Consider the following 1,847-nt stretch of genomic DNA (forward strand, 5'->3'; position numbering starts at 1 on the left):
GGGCGGTTGAACACGAGCTTCATGAACAGAAGCTTAGAGCGCGTTGCCATTCAACGCCAAGGGCTGCCAAAGTGTCGATGCGGCAATGCTCGGGAGGGCCTGTGACGCTGCCGGCCGATGTCGGCGGTTGACACGGAATGCCACGCAAAAGTGGGTACTTCGGCGGGTACGGGGGTGGATCCACCATGACACGCAGTCGTTGTGCCTCCTTATAGGCGCTCTGGCAGAGGCAATGCGCCCACCAAGCGCCATCAACGCCCGTGACGGTGAGGAGTAGCCCGTGCCGGCTTGTCTTCTCCCTGGCCTTGATAGGAGACCTACCGCAGCAGGTTCTTCTCCGCCACGTCAGATACGTGACTTGGACCACTGCGGGATTCACCAGTGCACCCTGGGCAGCTCGTGAGCCGGCGCTTAGCCCAGCCTTCATGTAGGAGCAGGCGTCGGCGATGCCGGTTATTCGTACCTACTGGCGGCGCTCGGTCTGCTGGTAGGCTTGGATCATATGGCCAATTGCCGGAAAGCCTCTTTTCGCAGGCCGCAGGAGCAAGACATCCGAACGCGACGAGGAGAAACAGGTTTCTTATGTACGTCTCTAAATAAGGAGGCCCATCCGGCCGCGGGCGGTTAGAGTCGGGCTAGGAGGATAAGGACACCCGGCCATTATTGACGACCTCGCCGCCAAGAAGGGCGCCGATTTCGACAGATTTTATGTCGACGCCCAGCGTTCACTCTCCAGGCTCTTGCAGAGAATTCGAGGCCGTCGTCGAAGTTGTTTCAGCAAGACGGCTGCGGGGGGCGGAACACGGCGTTAGCGTGTGTAGACTGTCGTGGAAGCCGCAGGGGCGGGCGTCGTGACCGTCGTAGCATTGCCCGATGGGCCCACGTAGGTGGTAGACGAGGCGGGCGCGGTCCGCGATGCTCATTGCGGCTCGCTCCTCGCGAGTGGTCGCCGTGCTGAGAAGGCTACGGCAAGGTTGAGGAGCGGCTTTTCTATAGGTCACATCGATACGTCAACGCGCGCCTGGCTGCGATCAGCACCGCGGTGCGGTGCGGGTACGGTAGCCGTCGTAGTACTGGCTTCCGCAGACGACCTGCTGCTGAACGACGTCGTCCCGATACCCGTTCTGGCCGCGGTTCGTCACGGCCACTGTGGTGTAGCGACGGCCGTCAGCTTGGTTGTATTGGCCGTAATTCCCTTGCTGATTGCCGTAGTAGTTCGGCGCAGGCACCGAATAGCCATACTGTGATGGAGCAGGGGCGGGATTGTTGTAGCCGCTGTTGTAATACGGGTTGCCGTAGCCCGTCGGTGCTGGCTGGCATGCCGCACCGGCCATGCCGATGCCCACAACCAGCATTAGTCTCGGAAAGAGCCTCAACATCTCTATGCCTCCAGGCGTTTGAACGTCCCCACTGCTCGATGATTCCATCGTTTTAAGAACAGGAAACGGTCTGAGCATTGAATAGGTTGCCGGCTGCCACTTCGGCGCAGCCAAGCTTGGAAGGCCCGCTAACGCCTTCTCGGGGGATGCGGAACCAATCGCACCACCTGCCTCGCTGGCTTGTCCTCTCGCTGCGATTGGTATGAGACCTGCCGCAGTAGGTTGTCCTCGGTCCAGGTGAGATACGTCACCTCGACGATCAGTTCAGGCTTCACCCAGTGCACCTTGGATAGCTTTAGCGGCGAGCCGAATCGGCTGTCGCGTGGCGGCGGCTCGGCAAGGGGCATCTTCGGCACTGCCAGCGGCTTCAGCGCGCCCGCATGCCGACAACCATCTGTTAGATAAGCGCAACGCGCTCCAGTAGCTCGGGCTTGTTGTTGCGCACGTTGCCGACATCCTTTCCGACTT

The 1,847-nt window shown here is 60.7% G+C and carries 2 protein-coding genes; both read right to left on the reverse strand.

From position 1 onward, the window contains the following. Positions 1-1,031 precede the first annotated feature (1,031 nt). The gene (locus RSO01_RS46620) at positions 1,032-1,379 is read right to left on the reverse strand and encodes a hypothetical protein (protein WP_147157453.1); all 348 of its coding nucleotides are present in this window, start codon (positions 1,377-1,379) and stop codon (positions 1,032-1,034) included. A 128-nt stretch (positions 1,380-1,507) separates the two neighbouring features. Continuing rightward, entirely contained in the window at positions 1,508-1,750 is a 243-nt protein-coding gene (locus RSO01_RS50245; protein WP_373868008.1) for an ATP dependent DNA ligase, read from the reverse strand. Positions 1,751-1,847 lie beyond the last annotated feature (97 nt).

It is taken from the genome of Reyranella soli (genome assembly GCF_007992495.1).
GTDB lineage: Bacteria > Pseudomonadota > Alphaproteobacteria > Reyranellales > Reyranellaceae > Reyranella > Reyranella soli.